Here is a 24,827-nt window from a genome sequence, read left to right on the forward strand (position 1 = left end):
GCGCGCACAGGCGCAGGCGATCCGGACAAGGGGCAAGGGGTTGATCGCCTCATGTGCTTGCACCTCGATTCATTTGCGCGCGCGCAGGGTTGGGTGAATGACCGCGGAATTTCTTGCCGATTTGCAGAGGTCACTGCCGGCACCGGCAATCGTGATCAGCGACACCAAGACCGGTTACGAAACCGACTGGCTGGATGAATTCGACGGTCGGGCAATCGCCATTCTGCGTCCCGAAACCACGCAAGAGGTCAGCGACGCGCTTCGGCTTTGTGCCAGGCACGGGGTTTCGGTGATCCCGCAGGGCGGCAATACCGGGCTGGTGGGCGGTGCGGCGCCGGTCGCATGCGGGCCGGTGGTGATCCTGCAACTGGGCCGGATGAACCGCATCCGACGGATTGACCCGCAAGAGAATGCCGTCATCGTCGATGCCGGATGTGTCCTGAGCAACCTGCAGGAGGCCGCGCAAGAGGTAGATCGCCTGTTCCCCCTGTCCCTTGGCTCTGAAGGCACCGCACAGATCGGCGGGCTGATCAGCACGAATGCGGGGGGTATCATGGCCCTGCGCCATGGGGTGATGCGGGATCTGGTTCTGGGGCTGGAAGTGGTGCTGCCTGACGGGACGATCTGGAGCGATCTCAGCACCCTGCGAAAACGCAATGTCGGCATCGATCCCAAGCATCTGTTCATCGGCGCGGAGGGGACGCTGGGCGTTGTGACCGCCGCCTCGCTCCGGCTGGTTCCGCGGCCAAGGTGCCACTTTACCGCCTGGATGGCACTGAACGATCTGCACAGCGCCACCCGGCTGTGCAATCTGGCAATGGCACAGTCGGGTGGCATGGTTGATGCCTGTGAGCTGATCCCCAGACAGGGCGTCGAATTTGCGCTGGCGCATGTCGGGGCCGCACGCCCGCCCGCTGACCCGATGCCCGAATGGTCAGTCCTGCTGGAGTTGAGCGGCAATGACGCCAACGCCCTTGAAATGGTGATGATGGGGCTGTTCGAGAGCGCAATGGATCAAGGGCTGGTGACCGATGGCGTTCTGGCCTCCAGCGAAGCGCAGCGACAGTCCCTGTGGCTGTTGCGCGAAGCGATTGTCGAAGGACAGCGCCTGGCCGGACCGCAGCTGAAACATGATGTCGCGGTTCCGGTTTCCTCTGTGGCCGCGTTCATAAACAGCGCGACCAAAGCGGTCTTGACCATCGAACCCGACGCCAGGATTTCGGCCTTCGGTCACCTGGGCGATGGCAATATCCACTTTAACCTTACCTTGCCGGACGGTGCTGATCGCAAGCTGCTGGAACGGTCGGTGTACCAGGTGGCGCTGGATCATGACGGGACGCTGAGCGCCGAACACGGGTTGGGCCGCAAGAAAGACCTCCTGACCAGAGAGCTGGGTGCGGGCCACGGATTTCCGATAGATCTCAAATCATTGATCGACCCGCATGACCGGATCAATCCGGGATGCCTTGCAGCGCTACGCGGATGATGCCGTGACATTAGAAACCCCACACAGTCGGCCTGTGTGGGGTTTCTTGATTGGTCCGCTGAAGCTTAGACAGCCAGGGTATAAGAGGTCTTGAGCGTGGTATAGAACTCCGCCGCAGCCCGGCCCTGCTCTCGTGATCCGTAAGACGAGGCTTTGCGCCCGCCAAAGGGCACATGGTAATCCACGCCCGCCGTGGGCAGGTTGACCATCACCATGCCCGCCGCCGATCGGCGTTTGAATGCCTCGGCATATTTCAGCGATCCGGTGCAGATGCCCGAAGACAGGCCAAAGTCATTGTCATTGGCGATCGCGACGGCCTGATCGAAATCGTCGGCTTTCAGCACACTGACAACCGGGCCAAAGATCTCTTCGCGCACATGCTGCATGTCATTGGTGCAATCGGCAATCACCGCAGGAGACATGTAGAACCCGTTCTCGGGACGCTGCAGGCGCTCGCCCCCGCACAGGCGCGAGGCGCCTTCCTTGTCGGCGATCTCCAGATACCGAAAATTCGTATCCAACTGCTTCTGATCGACCACCGGGCCGATCTGGCTGCCTGCATCAAGCGCGTGGCCGACGCGCAGCGCCTTGGCCTGTTCCGCCATTTGCCCGACCACCTGGTCATGGATGCCCGGCGTGCAGATGATCCGCGTGTTCGAGGTGCAGCGCTGTCCGGTTGACATCACCGACCCGGAGATTGCACAGGTCACCGCCGTCTCAGGGTCGGCATCGTCCATGATGATCAGTGGGCTCTTGCCACCCATCTCAAGCTGCACCTTGCCGCCCCGACCGGCCACCATCCGGCGCACATGAGCCCCTGTCGCGACGGACCCGGTGAAAGATACCGCGTCAACGTCGGTGGAACCGCAAAGCGTGTCGCCCACGGTGCCGCCGCCGCCCATCACCAGATTGACCACCCCCGCAGGCATCGCGGTCCGCGAGATGATTTCGACCAGCGCCCAGACACTGCCGGGCGTCAGGCTGGCGGGCTTGATCAGCACCGCATTGCCGAAGGCCAGCGCGGGGGCCATTTTCCAGGCAGGGATGGCGATGGGAAAGTTCCACGGAGTGATCAGACCGACCACCCCGACGGGTTCGCGCCGCACATCCACGGCGACGCCGGGCCGGACCGAGTCGATATAGGTGCCTTCGACGCGCAGCGCCTCCTGCGCAAAGAACCGAAACACCTGCCCCGCGCGTGTCGCCTCGCCAATGCCTTCGGCCAGGACCTTGCCCTCTTCACGTGACAGCAACGCGCCCAGCTCTTCCTTGCGGGAAAGGATCTCGGTCCCGATCTGATCCAGGATGTCTGCCCGCTGCTGCGGTGTCATGCCGGCCCAGACCGGCTGCGCGGCCTTGGCGGCGGCAACCGCCTGCTCGACCTGTTCGGGACTGGCCTGCGCATAGGTGCCGACCACATCGCTTGTGTCGGAAGGGTTGACATTTTCCAGCTCGGAACTGCCGGCAACCCATTCTCCGGCGATGAAGTTCATGTTCAACATCGGTTATTCCTTCCTGTACGGATCTATGCGGCGATTGATCCGTGTACCGCGTCGATCGACGCGGCAAGCCCGTCCACCATCACGTCGATATCTTCCCGGGTGGAAATCAGCGGCGGGCACAGGGCCATGGCATCAATCATGTTGCGCGAAATCACACCGCGTTCCGTTAGATCGGCATTCACCAGCGCGCCCAGCTTGCCCGGCGCCTCGTAAGGCGCCTTTGTGGCCTTGTCATGGACCAGCTCCACAGCGCCCAGCATGCCGAACCCACGCACTTCGCCCACCATCGGGTGATCCGTCATTTCACCCAGGCGGTGCTGCATATAGGCGCCGGTTTCCGCCGCCTGGGCCACCAGGTCGCGCTCTTCGATGATCTTGATCGTCTCCAGCGCCACCGCTGCACCGACGGGATGGCCGCCGCCGGTGAAACCGTGGCCGAAAACGCCAATCGTGTCGCTTTCATCGGCAATGGGTTCGAACATCCGGTCATTCACCATGATGGCGGAAAACGGCATGTAGCTTGAGGTGATCTGTTTGGACATCATCATCACATCCGGCTGCATCTGCATCGATTCAGAACCGAACATGGTGCCCAGACGGCCGAAGCCACAGATCACTTCATCCGCGACCAGCAGGATATCGTATTTCTTCAGAACGGCCTGTATCTTGGTCCAGTACCCTTTCGGCGGCACGATGACCCCGCCCGCGCCCATGACCGGCTCGCCCCAGAACGCGGCGACCGTGTCTGGGCCTTCGGCCAGGATCAGATCCTCCAGCTCCTGCGCCAGACGATCCGAAAACGCCTCTTCGCTTTCGCCGGGCTGCGCGTCGCGGTAATGATGCGGGCTGGCGGTGTGCAGCACATTGGCAATCGGCAGATCGAACGAGCGGTGGTTGTTCGGCAGGCCCGTCAGGCTGGCCGAGGCGATCGTCACCCCGTGATAGCCGCGCAACCGGCTGATCACCTTCTTGCGCTGCGGCTGGCCCAATGCGTTGGAGCGGTACCAAACCATCTTGAGCACCGTATCATTTGCCTCGGACCCCGAATTGGTGAAGAACACCTTGCTCATTGGGACCGGCGCCAGTGAAACCAGCTTTTCGGCCAGATCAATCGCCGGATCATGCGTTTTGTGCGAGAAGTTGTGGTAAAAGGGCAGCCGCTCCAACTGCCGCGTCGCAGCGTCGATCAACCGGCGTTCCGAGAAGCCCAGCCCGACACTCCACAGCCCTGACATGGCTTCGAAATAGCGTTTGCCGGTATTGTCGATGACATAGCAGCCGTCGCCGCGGTCAATCACCATCGGCCCGTTTTCAAGGTGAGCGCGCGCATTTGTATAGCCGTGGAAATGATGGGCGATGTCACGCCCTTCGGGTGAATTGGCAAGGATGTTCATGATGGCTCCTTAGAACAGTCGGTCACGAAAGCAGTCGTTTCAGGTGGGTTGCAGCGCCACTTGGGCAGCGAAACGGCAAATTCTGGCACAGGCCGTTTCGATGTCTTGGTCGGGCACGGTCAGGCTGAGGCGGATCAGGTGGGCGGCGCCCGCACCAAAAGACGATCCCGGCATCACCGCGACGGATTCCGTGTCCAGCAAGCGATTGGCGAATTCGGAACCTGACAGACCGGTCGCAGAGACATCGACGCACAGAAACATGCCGGCCTGCGGTGGCAAAGGGGTCAGGACATCCGATCGCGACAGGGCATCAGCCGCCAGTTTCGCCCGTCTGGCATAGGCATCGCGCATCGTGGCGGTGACGGACACGTCATGGGTCAGCGCCCAAGTGGTCATATCCGCAATAAAGGGCTGATTGCCAAACAGCATTGCGACCGCCGGCGGGATCGCGGCGCTGCAGACCTCTTGGCTGGCCGCCATCCAGCCGCTGCGGAACCCCGGCGCGGCATGGGATTTGGAGATCGACGATACGACGATCACGCGTTCGGCAAAGGCGTCCATGTCGAAGAGCGAGGCAAACCTCTGATCAAAGATCAACGCCTCATAGACCTCGTCGGCGATAATCCACAGGTCGTGCCGGGCACAGACTTCTGCAATTGCGCGCAGTTCGTCCTCGTTCAGGTTCACGCCCGTCGGATTGTGCGGATTGTTCAGCAACAGAACCTTGGTCCGGGATGTGATACAGTCCTCAAGATCTTCGGGTTGCAGCCGGAATCCTGCGTGCTGGTGCAGCGGTACGGGCACGATATCTGCGCCGGTTGACCGGATCACCGCCTCGTAGGTCGCATAATAGGGATCGGGCAACAGCACCTCGTCCCCCGGTTCGGCCAGCAATTGCATCGCCGCATAAAGCGCGGTCTGCGTGCCCGGGTAGCAGATGAAGTTATCCGGCCCGATCTGGCGCCCGGTGCGGGCGCTGTATTTGTCGGCCAGCGTTTGCCGCAACGACAGTTCGCCCTCGGCCGGGGAATACCTGGTGCGGCCATTGGCAATGGCCTGAAAGCAGACATCCACCATCTCATGCGGGGTGGGCACATCCGGCTCACCGATGGTGAGCTCGATGATGTCGCCTCCGGCCTCGTTCATTTCACGGGCGCGAAGCTGCAGCTCCCATTGGTCGCCTTCCAATGCGGCAAGACGTGTGACCAGTTTCGAAAACGCCTTCATGAACCGGCATTCTGATTGCGAAACTGCATCAAGCTCAGAATTTCAAAGAGGACAGTGGCCGCATTGTGGGCGGTGTTCGATGTCGCGTCAAAAGAAGGCGCCACCTCGACCACATCCCCGCCGATGATGTTAATGCCTTTCATGCCGCGCAGCAGGGCGATGACCTCGCGCGGGGTCAGCCCGCCCACTTCGGGTGTGCCGGTGCCGGGGGCGAATGCGGGGTCAAGAGAATCCACGTCGAAGGACACATATGTCGGCCCCGTCCCCACGACCTCCAACGCCTGCGCGGTGACCGCCTCCAGGCCTTGATGCGCCAGGGTCTGCGCCTCGATGACGGTCATGCCCGAGGCGTGCGAGAATTCCCACAGATAGCCGGACTGGCCGCGGATTCCGATCTGGATCGTGCGCTCGGGGTCCAGCAGGCCCTCAAGCACCGCATTGCGAAACGGGCCGCCATGGTGGAACCGTTCCCCATCGAACGGGCCGCCGGTGTCGGCATGAGCGTCGATATGCAGCATTCCGACCGGCCCATCCTTGGCCAGCGCGCGCAGGATCGGCAGGCTGATCGAGTGATCCCCCCCGACCGAGAGCGGCAACGCCTTGGCCGCCACGATCTTGGCCACGGCGTCGGTGATGTCCTCGTGACTCTGTTCCAGGCTGAAGCGGCTGCGAAACGGGACATCCCCCACATCGGCAACGTTCATTTCCTGAACGGGCGCGCAGCGCAGCCCTTCGTTGTAGGGTCCGATCCGTTCAATCGCCCGCAATGCCCGCGGCCCAAACCGCGATCCCGGCCTGTTGGTCACCGCCAGGTCCATCGGCATCCCGATGATTGCAACGTCCAATCCGTGCAGGCGTTCGTCGGTCAGGTCCGCGGCCGGGGCATCCAGGAAGGTCATCGCGCCGGCATAGGGCGCCGTGCGGCGCGTTCCGCCGGGCTCAAACAGCAACGAAGCGATATGGTTGGCATGCTCGTCATAGACCATGTGATCGTTCGGGCCGCCAAAACGGTCTCTCAACTGTTCGAGTTTTTTGTCGTCCCAAGCCATGCGAATTCGAGCTCCTGTGTTTTGGACATCTGCACGGGCCAACCGTATCTGGGCGCAACGCGCCAAGATATTGCTGGACATCCAATTATTGTTTCATTTACCTGCAACAGTCTTGTTGGAAGGGTGGCGGAATCCATGCGGAAAAAGGTGTTTTTCGGTACCGTCAGCGATGTCGATATTCGTCTGATGCGCGTGCTGACCAAAGTGGTGGAATGCGGGAACCTGTCGGCGGCTGAAACCGAACTGGGCGTAGGTCGCTCGACCATATCGCGGCAGATTACCGACATCGAAACCCGGCTTGGAATGCGGCTGTTGCACCGTGAACGCGGCCGGCGGGGATTTCAGCTTACCCAGCATGGTCAAAAGGCCATGGTCTATATCGAACAGCTGTTGTCGGCCACGGACCAGTTCGTCGAAGGCATTGCGACCATAAACGAAAACCTGGTTGGCACGCTGGATATCTGCATGACGGATTTCACCTATTCGGACGAGGCAAACCCGTTGACAGAGGTGCTGCGTACATTCAGTCAACTGGCCCCGAACGTCACCATCAACCTCATGGTCGGATCGCCCCGGGAGATTGAAAAGCGGCTTATAGAACGCACCGCGCACCTGGGGATACTACATCGCTACGCGTCGTTCGAAGAACTGACCTACGAGCCGATCTACGACGAAGTGTCCAGCGTCTACGCCGGCGAATCCCATCCATTGGTTCAGCAACTTCGGCAAACCGGTAACATCACCGCCAAAGAGGCGCAGTCTCACCAACTGATTTCCAGAGAGTATCGCGAAAGCAGCCTGCAGACCGGGCTGAAGAGCCGGTTCAATCGCGGTCCGGTCGTACTGGAAACCGAAGCCGTCGCCGCATTGGTCAAGGCAGGCGTCTATCTGGGTTACCTGCCAGATCACTATTTCGATGGGCGAGAACCTGATTTCTTCAGAATTCTGCCAAACACCTTCAGTTACAAGAGCACGGTCCACATGGCCTATCACCACACCAAGGTGATGAGCCCCCCTGCGTCCGAGTTTCTGAAACTGATGCGTACCAATGCAGGACGGCCGCCAAATGGTTAAAATCTAGGCAAACTGTTTCAAGAATACGAAACTTTCGTTCGAAACCACGCTATTTTAAGATGGCTGATTTGCGGTCACGTTTCCCGGAGCAATTTGATCCGGAGACGCCGATGGGCGATGCGAAGTCCAGTGACAAACTCCCCACCATCCGCGTGGAGGACCTGAAAAAAAGCTTTGGCGACCTTGAGGTTCTGCACGGGATTTCACTGGATGCCCACAATCACGACGTGATCTCGATCCTTGGGTCGTCGGGTTCCGGCAAAAGCACCTTTCTGCGGTGCATCAACCTGCTTGAGACACCGACCTGCGGGCGTATCTTTGTAGAAGGCGAAGAGCTTGATTTTCAGCGTCTGCCCGACGGGCAGATCCTGTCGGCGAACCCCAAGCAGGCGGTTCGATTGCGCGCCAACCTCGGGATGGTGTTTCAAAGCTTCAACCTCTGGTCACATATGACGGTTCTGGAAAATGTGATGGAGGGGCCGGTCCAGGTACTGGGCCTCACCAGGGCAGAGGCACGCGAAAGGGCGCAGGAATGCCTGGAAAAGGTCGGCGTTCATGAGCGCAAGGATTTCTATCCCTCGCAAATTTCCGGTGGTCAGCAACAACGTTGTGCCATAGCACGCGCTTTGGCGATGGAGCCGCGCGCGCTGCTGTTTGATGAACCGACGTCCGCGTTGGATCCCGAATTGGTGGGCGAGGTTCTCAAGGTCATGCGCGGGCTGGCCGAAGAAGGCCGCACGATGCTGGTGGTCACCCATGAAATGGGTTTTGCCCGCGATGTCAGCAACAAGGTCGTGTTCCTGCACCAGGGCCTGGTCGAGGCCCAGGGCACACCGCAGGAACTGTTCAATAACCCGAAAGAGGCGTCAGAAAGATGGAGTGATTTCGTCTCGCGCGCCCGGGATTAACCCGTCATCCAATGACGCAACCACAGGAGAGGACTCCATGAAGAACCTGATCAAACCCGTCGCCATTGCACTGTCGCTGGCCATCGGAACCACCGCTGCCAGCGCAGAAGACCTGGTGATCCGCTGGGGAACCGAAGCAGGCTACAAGCCCTTTGCGTTCAAGACCGCAGATGGGGAGCTAACCGGTTTTGACATCGAAATCGGCAATGCCATCTGCGAGGAACTGAACGCTACCTGCACTTGGACAGAGCACGAATTCGATGCGCTGATCGCCGCATTGAATGCCAACAAGTTCGATGCGCTTCTGGCCTCTATGACAGACACAGACAAACGCCGTCGCGCGATTGATTTTACCGGCAAATACTACCAGATCCCCGCCACTTTCGTCGCGCGTGCCGATGCCGGGCTGGACGATGGTGAAGGCCTGGCGGGAAAAACCGTGGGCGTGCAACGTTCGACCATCATGGAAGACTACCTGCGCAGCGAACGCAAGGACGTGAACGTCAAGACGTATCCGACCCAGGATGAAATCTGGCTTGATCTGGTCGCAGGCCGTCTTGATGCCGGGATGGGCGTCAAACTTCAGATCGTTGAAGGGTTCCTGAACACGGAGCAGGGCGAAGGGTTTGCGCTCTTTGGCAAGGAATACACCGATCCGACATATTTCGGTTACGGCTCTGCCATCGGCACGCGCAAGTCCGATCCTGAGCTGCGCGATGCGATCAGTGGCGCCATCCTTGCCCTTCGCGAAAACGGGAAATATGCCGAAATCAACAACAAGTATTTCGATTTCGACATCTACGGGGATTGATCCGAGTGGAAAATCCCTCATTCGCACACACGCGAATGAGGGGCCTTCGGGAAAGGGAAGTTCGTGGTTGAGCTGATCACAGAATACGGCCCCATGGTCCTGTCGGGGCTGGGCTTGACAGTTGCCTTGTCGCTGGCTGCCGTCGCCCTGGCAGTTCTTTTCGGGATCATGGGCGCGGCATTGCGCCTGTCATCCAACCCCGTCTCAAGAGGCATCGGTCGCAGCTATACGACCCTGGTCCGTGGCATTCCCGATTTGGTCCTGATGCTGCTTGTCTTCTTCGGAGGGCAAACGCTCTTGAACAACCTTGGTAACGCGACGGGCCGGTGGCGTTACCTGGAAATCAGCCCCTTCATGGCCGGTTCGATCACGATAGGCTTCATCTTCGGCGCTTATATGACTGAAACCTTTCGCGGCGCTTTTCTGTCGATCCCGGTGGGACAGATCGAGGCCGCCAAGGCCATCGGCATGACTCCGCGGCAGTACATGGCGCGCATCGTATGGCCGCAGATTGTGCCGCTGGCGTTGCCCAGCTTCACCAATAACTGGCTTGTTCTGCTGAAAACCACGGCGTTGGCGTCGATCCTTGGATTACATGACATCATGTATAATGCCCACCAGGCGGGCCGCACGTCGCAAGAGCCGTTCCTGTTCCTGCTCATGGCGTTCTTTATCTACCTTGGCCTTACCCTGGTTTCCGATATGGCCCTTCGTGCCCTCGGCAGACGCTATGCACTGCGATAGGGGGAACCAATGGAATTCGATCTGATCTGGCAGCATCGCGACCTTTTTCTGGAAGGCGTCTGGACCACGATCTGGCTGATAGGAACGTCTCTGTTCATCGGCGGGGTGATGGCCATCCCACTGGCATTGGCGCAAGCCTACAAGGTCCGGTATCTGGGCAGGGCCGCAGCCGCCTATAGCTACGCATTCCGCGGCACCCCGCTGCTGGTGCAACTATACCTGCTTTATTACGGGCTGGCGCAATTCGAACTCGTGCGGGAATCGCTCTTCTGGCCACTTCTCAAACGACCCGAGATTTGCGCCGTCATCGCCTTTTCCATGAACAGCGCGGCCTATGTGTGTGAAATGATCCGTGGCGCAATCCTGGCCATTCCAAAAGGCGAGATTGAAGCGGCCGAAGCTATCGGCATGTCATCTGTCAAGGTCACCAGGCGGATCATCATCCCCAGTGCGCTGCGTAAGGCTTTGCCTGCATATTCCAATGAGGTCATCTTCATGCTGCACGCCAGTGTGATCGCCTCGACGATCACCATCACCGATATTCTTGGCGCGGGCCGGACGCTGAACGGGATGTACTACCTAGCCTACGAAGGCTTGATCACCGCAGCCATTCTTTATCTTGTCATTGTCTTCGTCGTTGACCGGATTTTCAACCGAGCTGAAAAGCGTTTCCTGGCGCATCTCGTGAGATAGGTGTGGCTAGCCTTGGCACATCTCGAGGCTGACTTTTGCAGATGACACCAAGAGCCCGCATTGCCCGTAATCCAGGCACTGCATCATCCCTCACGACAGCCCGAACGCGGGACAGAGGCAGATTTTCCGTGGCCAGTCATTCAAGAGCAGCAACACGGCCCACTGCCACGGTCTGATCTGCAATCCAGGCGCGGTCCAAACCTTAGTCAGACGCAGAAGAATGATTGAAGATCACACCGCACGGAGATGCCACCTGCTGCATCTACAGAACGCGGCACGGATTGAAACAGCCGCGAGCCTGACCGTCCAAGGCCCGTCAAACACGCACGGTCCAAGCCACGCGATGGCGGGCAAGCCCGGTCAAAGGCTGGCTTGGCGCCATTTGCGACCCCCGCCCGGTGCTTCCCCAAACGGTCAGAACGCAAAACCTTTCAAATTTGCTGTTTTTTTCAGGCGTTTATCGCCGTTACCCGCGGGACCTAAACCGGGTTTTAAACGGTCGTTCATAGGATGACCCGACGATCAAACAGTATCAGGTGACCAGATGAAAAACATGATGATTTCCGCCACAACGGCCCTTCTCCTGTCCGCGAATGCTCTCTGGGCCGACCCGATCGTCGCGGTCGAGCTGGCACCAGTGGCGCACAAGGATGCCACGCTTGTGGTGGTCGGGGCGGATGGCACCGAAATCGCCTACTCTCCCGCCCAGCTTGAGGAATTGCCGACCTACAGCCTGACGACACGAACCCCCTGGCGCGATGAACCCGCCCGGTTCGAAGGCGTGTTGTTGACGGATCTTCTGGCGGCGAACGGCATCGCCAATGCCAGCGCGATCTCGATCATCGCAGAGAATGACTACGCCACCGTGATGTCGCAAGAGGTCTGGAACGATGTCGACGTGCTGGTCGCCACCCGGGTCGACGGCCGGCCACATACCCGCCGCGCACGCGGCCCGATCCAGTTTGTGATCGACATGGAGGCCTACACCACCTCGGAATTCACATCGGAACAGAACCTTGTCTGGATGGCGGCGCGCATCGAAGCGGAAGGCTGATTTGTTCCGATGAACTATGCGGGCAAAAAAACGGGCCGGCTTGACCGTGTGCTGGACATGTTCGCGTCCCGCGTGGGCGTGTTCGTGTTCGTTGGCCTGTTGATTGCCGGCTGCCTTGGCGTGGGCCTTTATGTCCAGGGGGTTGTCACCCAGCTTGAAGACAATCACGCAAGGTTCCGGGATCAGAAGGCACGCAACGGCTACGTCGCGCTCAGCGACATTCACCGGCTGCTCATGGTCGCCCAGGCAGCCACGCAAGAGGGCCGCGTGACGCCCGACCTCGCGGTCGATTTCCAGAACGCCACGGATGTTCTTTTCGTCCGCATTGACAGCTTGCGCGTTTCGATGAGAGAGCAGAGCAGGATCGCCTCGGGCGCCGCGGCGATCACCGCGCTCGAGCGGATCATCGACGTGGCTGACACGGCGACCGCGCAGCAATATCCCGATACCGACCGGTTGATGACCGACCTTCTGGATGCGGCGGTAGAGGCGCGAAAACACCTTGTCCTGTTTCTGGACGACATGCGGCGGCAGGCGGACAAGGTTCTTGACAAGCAGTCCCGCGCGGTACGCGAACAGCGGCTGGTGGTCCTTGCCAACCTGATCTGCCTGACCCTGATCGGCTCGGTTGCGCTGCTGTTCCTGCGCCGCGAGGTTCTGGGGCGGCGGGCGCGCGACCGGGCAGAAGCGCGGGTGGCGTTCCTGGCCTTCTACGACACGCTCACCGGGTTGCCCAACAGATCGCAGTTCCAGGACCGGCTTGAGAAATTGCTGGATGCCGGGCGCTCCCTGGCGCTGCTCTACATAGATCTCGACGAATTCAAACTGATTAATGACACCTACGGGCATGCCGCCGGCGACGCGGTATTGCAGCATGTCGGCGAAATCCTTTCGCGCCTGGCGGACGAGAACAAGGGCTTTGCGGCCCGCCTGGGCGGTGATGAATACGCCATCGTCGTACCCACCGATCACGTCGTGCGGCTGACCGGCCTGTGCCAGAGCATCCTGGCAGAGGCCGACAAGCCCTTCACCTTCGAGGGCGAGACATTCAAGATCGGCATCAGCATCGGGCTGGCCACATCCACGCAGGCCGGATCGACGGCGACCGTGTCGCTGGACCTGCTGTCCCGGGTCACGGATTTTGCGCTCTACACGTCCAAATCCGCAGGCCGGGGGCGCTATACGTTCTACAATCACCAGTTGGAGCTGCGGTTCCAGGAGCGCCGCGCCATGCTCGAAGAACTGCCCGGCGCGATTCGGAACGACGATCTTGAGGCCTATCTGCAACCGAAGGTCAGCCTGGCAGATGGCTGCATAATCGGCTTCGAAGCGCTGGTGCGCTGGCAGCGCGGTGACCGGCTTGTTCCGCCGGACAAGTTCATCCTGATTGCCGAGGAAAGCGGGCTGGTCGTGGATGTCGACCACTTCGTGCTGCGCCGCGCGACCCAGCTCATTGCCGACTGGAACAAGACAAACGGAACCGCGTTTTCCGTCAGCGTCAACCTGTCGGCCTTGCATTTCACGTCCAACCGCGTGATCGAATGGGTGCAGGACGCGCTCTGGTCCTCGCTCCTGACGCCCGGCCTGCTGACCCTGGAAATCACCGAGACGATGGAGATGCGCGATTGGGAACAGGCGAAATCGGTGATTGCCGGGTTGCGCGATCTGGGTTGCAGGATCGCCATCGACGATTTCGGCACCGGCTATTCCTCGCTGGCCTACCTGCGCACCACAAGCGCCGACGAGCTCAAGATTGACCGGTCGCTGATCGAGGAACTGGAGGAATCCGAGACGGCCCGGCTGCTGCTGGCATCGGTGATGGACATTGCCCGCAATCTTGAATTCGACGTCACCGTGGAAGGTATCGAAACCGATCTGCAGGGCAGGATCGTGGCCAAGATGGGCGCGCAAAACGGTCAGGGATATTACTTCGGAAAGCCGGACCGGCCCGATCAGGCCCTGGCAGCCGCGATGACGTCCAACCGGCGGATCCGTCCGGCTTCGGCCGGCTGATCCGGGTACCGGGCACAGCGCTGGTGCGCCGGGCCCGCCGGTATCAACCCAGCGGTTTTCCGGCCATAAAACCGGATCAATCTGTTCGGTACGGACCGGCACAACGGCAGGGTTTCTACATGAGGTGCACCAAGTATCTCGTTGTATAAAATCACTTTTACGATGAAAGCTTTTGCGCAACCGACTGCAGGAAGCCCAGCCCCTGTTGCAATTCACCGATTTCGATGAATTCATCCGGGCCGTGGGCGCGGTTTATGGTTCCTGGACCAAAAACCACGGTCGACAGCCCGGCATCGCTGAAATACCCGGCATCGGTCCCGAAGGACACGACGCTCCGGCTGTTCTGGCCGGTGATGTCGCCGACAAATGCCGCTGCGCGCTCGGCGTTGCGGTCGTCAAGCGACGGTACCGAAACCTCGGTGATGATGTTGATGCCCGCAGCGACATCGACGGCCTTCATCGCCGGCTGCAACTCGTGCTCGGCATATTCGGTGATCTCGGCGATGATGGCGCGGCTGTCCTGTCCGGGCATCGGCCGGAATTCCCAGTCGAAATTGCACCAGCCCGCCGTGGCGTTGCGCGCCGCGCCGCCCTCGATCGTGCCGATGTTGAACGTGCCGTAGGGCGGATCATAGGGCGAGCCGACCACCGGATCACCCGCCAGCCGCGCGGCCACCTCCTCGATCTTGGCGATCAGCCTTGTCGCCACCGAAATCGCGCTGACGCCCCGCGTGGGATTGCAGGAATGGACCTCGAGCCCGGTGATCTCGGTCCGCATCTCTGTCCCGCCCTTGTGGCCGGTCACGATATTCATCCCCGTCGGCTCGCCAACGATCACGACCGATGGCCGATAAGGCAGCGCGCCCATGCTTTCAAGCAGCACCGGCATCCCGAGGCCGCCGATCTCCTCGTCATAGGTAAAGGCAAGATGTATCGGGCGCGTCAGCCCGGCCGCCTGAAACACCGGCACCGAGGCCATCGCGCAGGCCAGGAACCCCTTCATATCAACCGCCCCGCGGCCATAGAGATTGTCGCCGCGGCGCGTCAGCACGAACGGGTCGGTGGCCCATGTCTGCCCCTCGACCGGCACCACATCGGTATGACCGTTCAGCACCACGCCGCCATCTACCGCCGGGCCGATGGTGGCAAAGACATTGGCCCGGTCGCTGTCCGCATCGCGGCTGATGATCGCCTCAAGCCCCTGCGCGCGCAGGAAATCGGCGATATAGGTGACGATCGCATGGTTCGGCTCGCCTGAAATGCTCTCGAACCCAACCAGGTTTTCCAGAATTTCGACAGCGGATGTCAGAGTGTCGGTCACGCATGTATCCCCTTGGCTGCGCCTCGGCAGAGCCTATAGCGGCGTATCTTGATTCTGAAAGACAATACTGCCCACTTCGCACCGGCATGGGCACCAGCACTCTATGCGTTCAGGCAGGCCGGGGCGCCCGGCCCTGTCCGGCCCTGTGTCGATGCCTGATTTTTCCGCGATGCCGGGTCAATACGCGTATGGCGCAGCCCCGAGGTATAGATTTTTCTTTTGAAACGATAGAAATTATACGATTGTAGCCGCGTAGTTTTCTGCCCTACTGTCGAAAAACAAAATCCGGCATCGCAGTGCCGGACGGAAACGTAGGGGAAAACAAACAATAAAAACAACCGGGGGATGGCTGTCATGAAAACGTCAACAACAAGCGCCAGTCCCCCTTTTGTCTGACTAGGAAGTCCAAAGGAGAGAACATGAAACGACTATTGTTATCAGGCGTGGCCGCGATCGCGTTGCCGGCAGCGGCCTATGCCAACTGCCCGGCCATCACGGTTGCGGATATGCAGGGGATTGCTGCAGGAGCCTATCCACAGCAATACGACCTGGCCGAATTCCAGGACGCCGCCGGCTGCACCATGGAGTTTTCGGCCAACCCGGAAATCGAGGCGCTGAACGGCAAGATCAAAGGCAACGGCGACTTGCCGGCATTGGCCGAGCGTCTGCCCGAGGAACCGCTGGTTGTCGTGCCCTACGATTCAATCGGTCAATATGGCGGCACGCTGGACGTGCTGTCGAACGCGACCGAGGCGGGCACGTCCGACTTCCTGTCGGTGCGTCACGTCAACCTGGTGCGCTATTCGGACGATTTGCAGACCATCGTGCCCAATATCGCGAAGTCCTGGGAATGGAATGACGATTTCACCCAGCTGACCTTCACGCTGCGCAAGGGTCACAAGTGGTCGGACGGCGCGCCGTTTACCTCGGCGGATGTGAAATTCTGGCATGACAACCTGATGCTGGACACCAACATCTTTGAAAAGCCCAAGGATTACGTGACCGTGGGCGGCGAGACAATGACCGTGGACGCTCCGGATGAGACCACCGTGGTCTTCAACCTGCCCGCGCCCAAGCCCGGCCTGCTGGCACACTTCGCCACCCACTACGGGCAAGGCTTCCAGCCCAAGCATTTCCTGGGCCAGTTCCACCCGGACATCAACGCCGATGCGGACAGCTATGCCCAAAGCCTTGGCTTTGAAAATGGCTATGACGCGATCAAGGCCTATTACGGCAACTCGGACTGGACGGACACGCCCACCCCGATGCTGAGCCGTCCGGAAATTGCGGATAACCTGCCCAAGGGCACCTATCCGACGCTGGAAAGCCACATCTACATCACCGACACGACCGAGGGGCGCCATCTGGTGGCCAACCCCTATTTCCACCAGGTCGATCCGACCGGCCAGCAGCTGCCCTATATCAGCGAGCAGGACGAGGTCTATATCAACGACAACGAGGTCCGGATCCTCAAGCTGGTCAACAACGAGGTCGACTACAAGTCGCAGTCGCTGCAACTGGCATCGGCGCCCATCCTGTTGGAAAATCAGGATAAGGGTGGCTACAACATCTATCTGCGGCCCGAGATCACCATGGGTGCGTTCGGCTTTAACGTCACCCACGAAGACCCTGAAAAGCGTAAGGTTTTCGGTGATCTGAGGTTCCGCGAAGCGATGTCGGTTGCCATCAACCGCGACGAGCTGAACGAGGTCGGGTTCTTCGGGCAAGGCACACCCAAGCAATATGTAGGGTTTTCGCCCCTGCCCGAATTTGCCGACGCGTCCTGGGAAAGCTACAAGACCGAATTCGATCCGGATGCCGCCAACGCGCTTCTGGACGAGATCGGCATGGCAGACACAGATGGCGATGGTATCCGCGAGTTGCCCAATGGCGACAAGCTGGTGCTGAACATGAACTTCTCGACACAGGGTATCGCCGGTCAGACCGTCGAGCTGGTGGCGCAGTACTGGAAGGATGTCGGCATCGACTCGGTTGTCAAGGAAGTGACGCCCGATGAATACCGCTCCGCCCAGTCCTCGAACAAGCTTGACGTGTCGATGTGGCGCAAAGGTCAGCCGCTGGCCATCGTGCTGGGCAATAACGAGCTGTGGGTGCCGCCGTTCGAGAACTATTTCGGCAACCGCTCGGGTATGCTCTGGGCTGAATGGGTCGATAGCGACGGCGCCGCCGGCGTTGAGCCGCCGGAATATGTCAAGCAGCTGATGGCTGACGTGAACACGCTGCAGTCGGCGGACCAGGCCAGCGCCGAGTTCGCGGAAACCGGCGCGCGCATGGTCCAGAACATGGTGGAGAACCTGCTGTTTATCGGCACGGTCAACGCACCGGCACCGATCTACCAAAGCCGGAAACTGCAGAACTTCACCGAGTTCCAGACCCACTCCTACGAGTATTACCGGACCTACCCGTACCGGGCCTCGCAATGGTGGTTGACGGAATAATCCACGACTGGATCTAATGTGCTGCGGGCGGCCTGCGCTGCCCGCAGACCAAGTACGCAATTGCCGCGTGCCGCCCCTGCTGACGGCCCTGGGCAAAACTACGGAACGGAAACATGCTGCAATTCGGCCGCTTCGTTATAATCAGGGCGATGATGGCGATGACCACGCTGATTATCGTGTCTCTGGTTGTCTTTACCTTGATGGAGCTGGTGCCCGGCGATTGCGCCGAGAGGTATCTGGCGTTCAAGAACACCCAGGGCTCGGGGATTTCGGTTGAAGACATCGAAATCGAACGACAGCGGCTTGGCCTTGACCGCCCGTTCCTGGTGCGCTGGTCCAGCTGGATCGTGAACGCCTTTCAGGGCGAATACGGCGACAGCTGCATCCTGCGGGTCAACATCGCGCAATTGCTCGGCGACAAGTTCCTCTTGTCGCTGGCGGTCTGCCTGGCCTCGCTGGCGCTGGCCTACGCCATCGCCATCCCGGTCGGCATCATTTCGGCCGCGTCCAACAACCCGTTCCTGAACAACGGGTTGCGGCTGTTCAGCTACCTGGGCCTGGCGATGCCCAACTTCCTGCTGGCGCTGATGATCATGCTGGTCTCGACCATCTGGTTCGGGGAAACCTTGACCGGCCTCTTCAGCAAGGAATACCGCGATGCGCCCTGGGACTGGGACAAGTTCGTCGATCTCCTGAAACACGCCTGGCTGCCCATCTTCATCCTGGGCTGGTCGGCCACCGCCTTTGCGCTGCAGACGGTGCGCGCGCTGATGTCCGACGAGATCGGCAAGCTCTACGTAACCGCCGCCTCGGCGCGGGGGGTGTTTGGCCGCAAGCTGCTGTGGCGCTACCCTGCCCGTCACGCGCTTGGTCCGATCGTCAATTCGCTGGGCTTCGACCTGAACCGGATCTTCAACGAACTACCCATCGTCGCGCTGATCCTGACCCTGACCGAGGCCGGCGCCCTGCTGATCGAGGCGCTGGCGCGGTCCAATGACCAACAGCTTGCAGGCGCGATCATCTTCCTGCTGACTGCCTCCATCGTGACACTCAACTTCTTCACCGACATCCTGTTGGCGGTGATTGATCCGCGTGTCCGCAAGAGCATTCTGAGGTGAGCCCATGAGCACTCCTGATCCCACCGATCCCAACCTCGCCCAGACAACCGGCCCGCATGTCTCGATTGTCGAGACCGAGGATGCCGTGCAGCGCCGCGCCAAGGAGGCTTATTTCACCGCCTCCCAAGGGCAGCTGATCTGGGCAAGGTTCAAGAAGCAGCGCGCGGCGCTGGTGGCGGCGGTCGTGCTGGTCGTCCTGATCCTGTCGGGTGTTTTCGCGCCGTTCCTGTCACCCTATGACCCGACCATCGCGGGCCGCGACAAGGACTACACCAACGGTGCGCCGCAGATCCCGAAATTCTGCGATACCAATGGCTGCTCGGCCCGGCCGTTCATCCATGCGGTCAAGCGTGAGCGGTCGATGGCGACGAATTTCCGCTGGGTGACAACGGTCGACGAGGATACGCGGCTTTACATGAAATTCTTCGTCGAGGGCGATGATTACCGCCTGTTCGACCTGATCCCGATGGACACGCATCTGTTCGGGGTCGAGGGGGGCAAGATCCACCTGTTCGGCACCGACGAGGACGGGCAGGACATCTTCTCGCGCACGCTGCACGCGATCTGGACATCGATGAAGGTGGGCTCGATCGGGGTGTTCATCGCGTTTGTGCTGGCGCTTATCATCGGCGGGGTGTCCGGCTATTACGGCGGCTGGATAGACGGGGTCATACAGATGATCACCGATGCGGTCCGAACCGTGCCCGCCATTCCGCTCTTCATGGCGGTGGCGGCCTTCATGCCCCCCGAAATGACGGCCGAGGCCAGGTTCTTCTACATATCCCTCATATTGGGCTTCATCGGCTGGCCCACCCTGGCACGGCGCGTCCGGACCCACCTGCTGACTGAAAGGAACCAGGAATACGTGCTGGCGGCGCAGCTTTGCGGCGCGAAACCCGGCCATGTGATCCGCCGTCACCTGCTGCCCAGCTTCACCAGCTACATCATCGTCGATCTGGTGATCTCCTTCCCCTACATGGTGCTGTCCGAGACCGCGCTCAGCTTCATCGGGCTGGGGCTCAAGGATCCGGTCAGCTCGCTGGGGGTGATGCTGCAAAAGGCCACCAGCGCCGATGTGCTGCTGAATTACCAATGGTATTTCATTCCGGTGATCTTCTTCATCGTGCTGGTGATGGCCTTCGTGTTTGTCGGTGACGGGTTGCGCGACGCGGCCGATCCCTATTCGGAGTCCCGGAAATGAGCCTGCTGAACGTAGAAAACCTGACCCTTCAATTCGACACGGACGAGGGCCGGATCACCGCGGTCGACAACGTTTCCTTCTCGCTTGAACCGGGCGAGGTGATGGGGCTGGTCGGCGAAAGCGGCTCGGGCAAGTCGGTCACGGCCAAGTCGCTGATGAAGCTGAACGCGGGCAACGGGCATTATTCGCCGGAAACCAGGATCACCCTGCACCTGGATGACGGGCCCGTTGACGTGATGTCGCTGAAGACCCCGCGCGAAATGCAGGTGGTGCGCGGCGGTGCGATCTCGATGATCTTCCAGGAACCGATGGCCAGTTTCGCCCCGGCGATGACCATCGGCAAGCAGATGGTCGAGCAGCTGCTGATCCATTCGGATATGTCCAAGGCGCAGGCCAGAGAACTGTCGATCGAGATGCTGGACCGGGTGGGTATCTCTGATGCCGCCACCCGGTTCGGGCAATACGCCTTCGAGATGTCGGGCGGGATGCGCCAGCGGGCGATGATCGCGATGGCGCTTTCGACCAAACCCAAGCTGCTGATCGCGGATGAACCCACAACCGCGCTCGACGTGACCATTCAGGCGCAGGTGATCGACCTGATGAAGGATCTGGTGGATGAATTCCACATGGGCATCATCTTCATCACCCATGACCTTGGCGTCGTGGCGCAGACCGCCGACAAGGTGGCGGTGATGTATCTGGGCCGGATGATCGAACAGGGCCCGGTGCGCGACGTGATCCGCCGTCCGCAGCACCCTTATACGCAGGGCCTGCTGGACGCGCTGCCAAAGCTCGATGACCTTGAGGCGCCGCTGACCCCGGTGGCCGGTGACATACCCTCGCCGCTAGAACGCCCCCCCGGCTGCGTGTTTCACACGCGCTGTCCCAAGATCATCGGCGATGTGTGCAGGCGCGACATCCCGCAATGGGCTGATACCGGCCAGAATCATCGCACCGCCTGCCATCTGTGTAGCGCCGAGGGAGAAGCGGCATGAGCGAAGAGCTGTTGATCTCAACCCGTGATCTTTGCGTCGAATTCAAGATCGGCGGCGGTGTTTTCAGCAAGAAGATTCTCAAGGCGGTCGACGGCATCTCGATCGACATTCCGCGCGGATCGTTCTTTGGCGTGGTGGGCGAAAGCGGCTCGGGCAAGACGACCCTGGGGCGCGCGCTGCTCAAGGCGGTGCCGATCGCGCGGGGGGACGCCAGTTACGATGATGGCGAGGTTCGGTACGACCTGACCACCCTGGCGGGGCCTGACCTCAAGGATTACCGCAAGCGCGCGCAGTTGATCTTTCAGGATCCCTATGCGGCGCTTTCGCCCCGGATGACGGTACGCGACATCATCGCCGAACCGCTCGAGGTGATGGGCCTGACCAAGAGCCGCGAGGAAACCGATGCCCGCGTGCGCGAGATTGCCGAAAAGTGCCGGTTGAACCTGGAACATCTGCGCCGCTTCCCGCATGCGTTTTCCGGCGGGCAACGGCAGCGGATTTCGATTGCCCGTGCACTTGTCTCGGGTCCGCAATTCATTGTCGCGGATGAAAGCGTAGCGGCACTGGACGTGTCGATCCAGGCCGACGTGCTGAACCTGCTCAATGAGTTGCAGCGTGACCTGGGCATCACCTTCATGTTCATCAGCCATGACCTGAGCGTCGTGGCCCATACCTGCGATCATGTGGCGGTGATGTATCTGGGCCGGATCGTCGAAAGCGCCCCCACCCGCCAGTTGTTCGACAATCCGCGCCATCCCTATACCAAGGCGCTTTTTTCGGCGATCCCCTCGCTTGATCCGGATGACCGCGGCAAGGCGCAGAAGCTCGAAGGCGAAATTCCCTCTCCCACGAACCAGCCGAGCGGATGCAAGTTTCACACCCGCTGCCCGTTCGCGACGGAAATCTGCAAGCGGCAAGAGCCGTCGCTGGACAGCTGCGAAGAAGGCCACGCGGTGTCCTGCCATCACTGGCGGGAGCTTGGCGCAGAAGTTCCCGCCTGAGGCGCACAGGCCCCCACCTACTGCAGAAGGACCACCAAGATGGCGCGACGCCAGAACGTGCTGTTCATCCTGATCGACCAGTTGCGCGCGGATCTGCTGCATGGAGCGCTTGCGGACCACGCACGTCTTCCGAACCTGAGGCTGTTGATGGACGAGGCGGTCAGCTTCCGGCGGCATTATTCGGTTTGCAACCCTTGCGGCCCGTCGCGCGCCTCGATCCTGACGGGGCAATACGCGATGAACCACCGGTCGGTACGTAATGGCACGCCCTTGCGCCACGACACGCCGAACATTGCGCGCGAAGCACGAAGGCTGGGTCGTCTGCCGCTGCTCTTCGGGTATTCGGATACCTCGCTGGATCCGCGTGTTCACGATCCGAACGACCCCGCGCTACGCACTTATGAAGGGGTGATGCCCGGCTTTGAAGAAGTGATCGAGATGCGGCTGGAACAATCGCTGCCCTGGCGCGCGCACCTGGCGGCCAGGGGATACGATCTGCCGGATTATTCCCGGTTTTACGAACCGCAGGCCGCACCCGGACAGCCGCGGCGCCTGAACGACCCGGCGTTCTACTGGGCCGAGGACAGCGATACCGCCTTCCTGACCGATGCGTTCCTGAACAACCTGCAAACGCGCAAGGACCGGCCGTGGTTCACGCATCTGACCTATATCCGCCCGCACCCGCCCTTTGTGGCCCCGGCACCGTATAACGACATGCACGACCCCGCGGTCCTGCCGCTGCCTGAAGCGCCGCAGACCGGCTGCATGGACCATCCGTTCCTGAAAGTCTGCGCGCGGGTGCAGCGCGCGATCAGGACTGTCGATGGTTTCGACGCGCTCGACGAGACGCCGGAAAACATCCAGGCCCTGCGCGCCACGTATCTGGGGCTTGCCGCCGAGGTCGATCATCACATCGGCCGCGTCATCGGCTTTCTAAAGGATACCGGCCAATATGACGATACACTGATCGTGATCGGCGCGGATCACGGCGAAATGCTGGGGGATTTCGGCATCTGGGGCAAGATGAGCGTGTTCGACGCGGCCTATCATGTGCCCCTGGTGATCCGCGATCCCTACCAGCCGGGCGCCCATGGCACGGCGGTCGACGCGTTCACCGAATCCGTCGATGTCATGCCGACGATCCTGGACTGGTTGGGCGGGACACCGCCAAGCGCGGTCAACGGTGCGTCGCTGATGTCTTTCCTGTCCGGGAACAGCCCAGAGAACTGGCGCGACACCAGCTATTCGGAACTGGCGTTCGGCGATCCGGTAACGCCGACCGCCTGGCAGGAGGAGTTGGGCCTTACCGAGGCGGAATCCTCCCTGGCCATCCTGCGCAAGGACAATCTGACGCTTACCCATTTCAGCGGCGCCCTGCCCCCGATCCTGTTCGACCACGCCACCGACGGAGAGCGCGCCAACCTCGCCGGTGACCCGTCCCGTGCCGGTGATCTGCTGGCGATGACCCAGGCCCTGCTGGGCCATCGCATGCGTTTCCCCGACAGCACGTTATCCAAGACGATGCTGACCGAGGCGGGGCCTGTCACTGGCAGCTAGCGCAAGGCTGATCCATACCGCCAACTGCCCCCTTCTTTGCGGCGGACAAACCCCTATACTGCCCGCAGGCAGACAGGCAGAAGCGGACGACCAATGGCCCGGCGGGCAAGATCAAACCACCAATCCTACAACATCGTGGTCATCGGCCAGGGCGGCCGCCTGCAATACGAGGCGGTCATCTTTGCCGCGTCGCTGCGCGCCAGCAGCCCGGATTTCACCGGCCGCCTCATCGTCGCCGAACCCCAGCCCGGCCCCCGGTGGCAGAATGATCCAAGGATCCGCGGTGACGATACCCGCGCATTGCTGGAACGCCTTGATGCCCAGATTGTCCCGTTCGACAATACCCATTTCGGCGAGACCTACCCCCATGGCAACAAGATCGAGGCGCTGCTTGCCCTGCCGAAGGGCGAACCATTCGTGTTCTTCGACACCGATACGCTGGTAACCGGCGACATTGCCACCGTGCCGTTCGATTTCAGCCGCCCGACCGCGTCCATGCGGCGCGAAGACACCTGGCCCAAGCTGGAACTTTACGGGCCGGGATATACCGAGATCTGGAAGTCGCTTTATGACAAATTCGGGCTGGATTTCGGCAGTTCGCTCGATACCCGCTGGCCGGATGAATACTGGCAGCGCTACCTCTATTTCAACGCCGGGTTCTTCTTTTACCAATGCCCGCACGAGTTTGGCCGGCTCTTTCGTGACTATGCCCTGGCCATCCGCGATGATCCCCCGCCCGAACTGATCGTGCAGGAGCTGGACCCCTGGCTGGACCAGGTGGCGCTGCCGCTGGTCATTCACGCGCTTGGCGGCGGGCGCGATACCCTGCCCGCGGGCCTGCTGGATGGCGACATTACCTGCCACTACCGCGTTCTGCCCCTGCTTTATGCCCGCGAGGCCGACCGCGTGGTCGAGGTGCTGGAACAGGTGACGGCCCCCAACTGGATCAAGAAAGTGGTCAAGAAATACGATCCGATCAAGCGGATGATCTACCAGGGGCGCGGCCACAAGGTGCGCGCGCTTTTCGACCGCGAGAACCTGCCCCGCCGCGAACAGGCCATCCGCAACACGATCAAGCGCAATGGTTTCTGGATGCGCTGACGACCGGGTTTCGCAGGTCTGACAACCCGGCAGGCCGCGCTGCCCCGTTTCGTGTGGCCCTGGTCCTGCATCGGCGCAGGCATTCCCAAAAGATCCATCTGGCGGTATCCTGAGAAGTA

The 24,827-nt window shown here is 60.8% G+C and carries 20 protein-coding genes; 15 read left to right on the plus strand and 5 right to left on the minus strand.

What is annotated here, in order from left to right; all coding sequences use genetic code 11:
• Window positions 1-97 precede the first annotated feature (97 nt).
• On the plus strand, window positions 98-1,486 hold the full coding sequence (locus tag AAFO92_RS11285) for an FAD-binding oxidoreductase (RefSeq protein WP_347535102.1): 1,389 nt from the start codon (window positions 98-100) through the stop codon (window positions 1,484-1,486).
• Window positions 1,487-1,551: 65 nt separating this feature from the next.
• On the opposite strand, the gene AAFO92_RS11290 is transcribed toward AAFO92_RS11285, so the two are convergent.
• From AAFO92_RS11290 to speB, 4 genes are read right to left on the minus strand one after another with little or no spacing between them, the layout of a single operon-like run.
• The gene (locus AAFO92_RS11290) at window positions 1,552-2,988 is read right to left on the minus strand and encodes an aldehyde dehydrogenase family protein (RefSeq protein WP_347535104.1); all 1,437 of its coding nucleotides are present in this window, start codon (window positions 2,986-2,988) and stop codon (window positions 1,552-1,554) included.
• A gap of 23 nt (window positions 2,989-3,011) precedes the next feature.
• Window positions 3,012-4,382 (minus strand): aspartate aminotransferase family protein, encoded by a 1,371-nt coding sequence (locus AAFO92_RS11295; RefSeq protein ID WP_347535105.1) that lies wholly within the window; start codon window positions 4,380-4,382, stop codon window positions 3,012-3,014.
• 39 nt (window positions 4,383-4,421) lie between these two features.
• Window positions 4,422-5,609 (minus strand): pyridoxal phosphate-dependent aminotransferase, encoded by a 1,188-nt coding sequence (locus AAFO92_RS11300; RefSeq protein ID WP_347535107.1) that lies wholly within the window; start codon window positions 5,607-5,609, stop codon window positions 4,422-4,424.
• Window positions 5,606-6,658 carry an agmatinase gene (speB, locus tag AAFO92_RS11305; RefSeq protein WP_347535109.1) on the minus strand — a complete coding sequence of 351 codons (1,053 nt, stop codon included), beginning with the start codon at window positions 6,656-6,658 and terminating at the stop codon, window positions 5,606-5,608. Before speB ends, AAFO92_RS11300 begins: the two co-directional genes overlap by 4 nt.
• A gap of 21 nt (window positions 6,659-6,679) precedes the next feature.
• Here speB and AAFO92_RS11310 point away from each other — a divergent pair, with 21 nt between their 5' ends.
• The 7 genes from AAFO92_RS11310 (at window position 6,680) to AAFO92_RS11340 (ending at window position 13,955) form a co-directional block, all read left to right on the plus strand.
• On the plus strand, window positions 6,680-7,732 hold the full coding sequence (locus tag AAFO92_RS11310) for a LysR family transcriptional regulator (RefSeq protein WP_347535111.1): 1,053 nt from the start codon (window positions 6,680-6,682) through the stop codon (window positions 7,730-7,732).
• 110 nt (window positions 7,733-7,842) lie between these two features.
• On the plus strand, window positions 7,843-8,640 hold the full coding sequence (locus AAFO92_RS11315) for an ATP-binding cassette domain-containing protein (RefSeq protein ID WP_347535113.1): 798 nt from the start codon (window positions 7,843-7,845) through the stop codon (window positions 8,638-8,640).
• Between the two features lie 37 nt (window positions 8,641-8,677).
• Window positions 8,678-9,451, plus strand: coding sequence for a transporter substrate-binding domain-containing protein (locus tag AAFO92_RS11320; protein WP_347535115.1), 774 nt, complete (start codon window positions 8,678-8,680; stop codon window positions 9,449-9,451).
• A gap of 63 nt (window positions 9,452-9,514) precedes the next feature.
• A complete protein-coding gene (locus AAFO92_RS11325; RefSeq protein WP_347535117.1) occupies window positions 9,515-10,195 on the plus strand; it encodes an ABC transporter permease subunit in 681 nt (226 codons plus the stop codon).
• 9 nt (window positions 10,196-10,204) lie between these two features.
• Window positions 10,205-10,888: an ABC transporter permease subunit gene (locus AAFO92_RS11330; RefSeq protein WP_347535119.1), complete on the plus strand. Its 684-nt coding sequence runs from the start codon at window positions 10,205-10,207 to the stop codon at window positions 10,886-10,888.
• 544 nt (window positions 10,889-11,432) lie between these two features.
• Window positions 11,433-11,942: a hypothetical protein gene (locus AAFO92_RS11335; protein ID WP_347535121.1), complete on the plus strand. Its 510-nt coding sequence runs from the start codon at window positions 11,433-11,435 to the stop codon at window positions 11,940-11,942.
• Between the two features lie 9 nt (window positions 11,943-11,951).
• Window positions 11,952-13,955: an EAL domain-containing protein gene (locus AAFO92_RS11340; protein ID WP_347535123.1), complete on the plus strand. Its 2,004-nt coding sequence runs from the start codon at window positions 11,952-11,954 to the stop codon at window positions 13,953-13,955.
• A gap of 157 nt (window positions 13,956-14,112) precedes the next feature.
• On the opposite strand, the gene argE is transcribed toward AAFO92_RS11340, so the two are convergent.
• Window positions 14,113-15,276: an acetylornithine deacetylase gene (gene argE, locus AAFO92_RS11345; RefSeq protein ID WP_347535125.1), complete on the minus strand. Its 1,164-nt coding sequence runs from the start codon at window positions 15,274-15,276 to the stop codon at window positions 14,113-14,115.
• Between the two features lie 419 nt (window positions 15,277-15,695).
• On the opposite strand from argE, the gene AAFO92_RS11350 reads away from it, so the two are divergent.
• The 7 genes from AAFO92_RS11350 to AAFO92_RS11380 all read left to right on the plus strand — a co-directional run bounded on the left by AAFO92_RS11350 (window position 15,696) and on the right by AAFO92_RS11380 (window position 24,708).
• Window positions 15,696-17,735 (plus strand): ABC transporter substrate-binding protein, encoded by a 2,040-nt coding sequence (locus AAFO92_RS11350; protein ID WP_347535127.1) that lies wholly within the window; start codon window positions 15,696-15,698, stop codon window positions 17,733-17,735.
• Between the two features lie 113 nt (window positions 17,736-17,848).
• On the plus strand, window positions 17,849-18,853 hold the full coding sequence (locus AAFO92_RS11355) for an ABC transporter permease (RefSeq protein ID WP_347535129.1): 1,005 nt from the start codon (window positions 17,849-17,851) through the stop codon (window positions 18,851-18,853).
• A 4-nt stretch (window positions 18,854-18,857) separates the two neighbouring features.
• The gene (locus AAFO92_RS11360) at window positions 18,858-20,054 is read left to right on the plus strand and encodes an ABC transporter permease (protein WP_347535131.1); all 1,197 of its coding nucleotides are present in this window, start codon (window positions 18,858-18,860) and stop codon (window positions 20,052-20,054) included.
• Window positions 20,051-21,049 (plus strand): ABC transporter ATP-binding protein, encoded by a 999-nt coding sequence (locus tag AAFO92_RS11365; RefSeq protein WP_347535133.1) that lies wholly within the window; start codon window positions 20,051-20,053, stop codon window positions 21,047-21,049. The genes AAFO92_RS11360 and AAFO92_RS11365 overlap by 4 nt, the downstream gene beginning before the upstream one ends.
• Window positions 21,046-22,050 (plus strand): oligopeptide/dipeptide ABC transporter ATP-binding protein, encoded by a 1,005-nt coding sequence (locus AAFO92_RS11370; protein ID WP_347535136.1) that lies wholly within the window; start codon window positions 21,046-21,048, stop codon window positions 22,048-22,050. The genes AAFO92_RS11365 and AAFO92_RS11370 overlap by 4 nt, the downstream gene beginning before the upstream one ends.
• Window positions 22,051-22,089: 39 nt before the next feature.
• Window positions 22,090-23,607 carry a sulfatase-like hydrolase/transferase gene (locus AAFO92_RS11375; RefSeq protein ID WP_347535138.1) on the plus strand — a complete coding sequence of 506 codons (1,518 nt, stop codon included), beginning with the start codon at window positions 22,090-22,092 and terminating at the stop codon, window positions 23,605-23,607.
• 93 nt (window positions 23,608-23,700) lie between these two features.
• Window positions 23,701-24,708, plus strand: coding sequence for a hypothetical protein (locus AAFO92_RS11380; protein ID WP_347535140.1), 1,008 nt, complete (start codon window positions 23,701-23,703; stop codon window positions 24,706-24,708).
• Window positions 24,709-24,827: the final 119 nt, after the last annotated feature.

Source organism: Roseovarius sp. CAU 1744 (assembly GCF_039839345.1).
GTDB lineage: Bacteria > Pseudomonadota > Alphaproteobacteria > Rhodobacterales > Rhodobacteraceae > Roseovarius.